General features: G+C 59.9%; 1 protein-coding gene. It reads right to left on the minus strand.

What is annotated here, in order from left to right; all coding sequences use genetic code 11:
• Positions 1–13: 13 nt before the first annotated feature.
• Positions 14–989: IS630 family transposase (locus tag ACFFWD_RS25500; RefSeq protein WP_376969767.1), on the minus strand; the 976-nt coding region annotated here is incomplete at its 5' end.

The raw sequence follows: 989 nt of genomic DNA on the forward strand, positions 1-989 counted from the left end.
CTAGTACCCGGAATCAGAGCTGAGTGATACGGCGGCCTTTGAAACGGCGTTGACGGACCCTTTTCTTGGTCCAGACGAAGGGCTCGGCTTTGTCGTTGTACGCGTTGACGTAGGCATCGATGTGTTCCTGAAGCTGCTTGAGGCTTGTAAAGGAGGTGCCGCTGAGTGACTGCCCCTGCAAGATTGAGAACCATACCTCGACCTGGTTGAGCCAGGACGCGCTGGTCGGCGTGAAATGGAATTTCACATTGGGATGGGCCTTGAGCCAGTCCTCGTTCTTCTTGTGGGTGTTGAGGTTGTCGAGGATGACGTGAAGCTGGCGGTTCGGAAAGGCTGCGGTGAGGCTGTTCATGAAGTCGAGAAACTCGACACGGCGGCGGCGTTTCGAATGCGTTGCGATGATCTTTCCGGTGGCGACTTCGAGCGCTGCAAACAATGTTGTGGTCCCATGCCGCTTGTAATCGTGGCTCTGGCCAGTCAAGGCGCGGCCATTGGGCAACTTCAGATAACCCTGCGCTCGCTCCAAAGCCTGGATCGAGGGCTTCTCGTCCACGCATAGCACAATAGCCTTCGCCGGCGGGGCGACGTAAAGGCCAACGACATCGGCGGCTTTGGCCGTAAACTTCGGGTCGTTGCTCTCACACCAGGACTTGCGAGCCGCGAGGTCAATCTTGTGGCTGCGCAGGAACCGCCAGACATATTGGACGTCAACATCGCCCAGCGCCTCGGCCAGCAGAGGGCCGGTCCAGCGCGCGAACCCCTGCGGGGGCGGCTTATCCAGCAGCTTCAGAATCTGCTTGTCAGTCGTCTTCGTATAGATCGGCCGCTTGCCGGGCCGCGGCTTGTCTTGCAGCCCTTCAAGCCCTTGGTCGGCATAGCGATGCCGCCAAAGGCTGACAATCCGCGGCTGGACCCCAACTTCCTTGGCGATCGACCGGGTGCTGCGCCCGTCCGCCGCCAACAGGACTATCCGCGCCCGCTTCAAATCG

The organism is Bradyrhizobium erythrophlei (genome assembly GCF_042430365.1).
Lineage (GTDB): Bacteria > Pseudomonadota > Alphaproteobacteria > Rhizobiales > Xanthobacteraceae > Bradyrhizobium > Bradyrhizobium erythrophlei.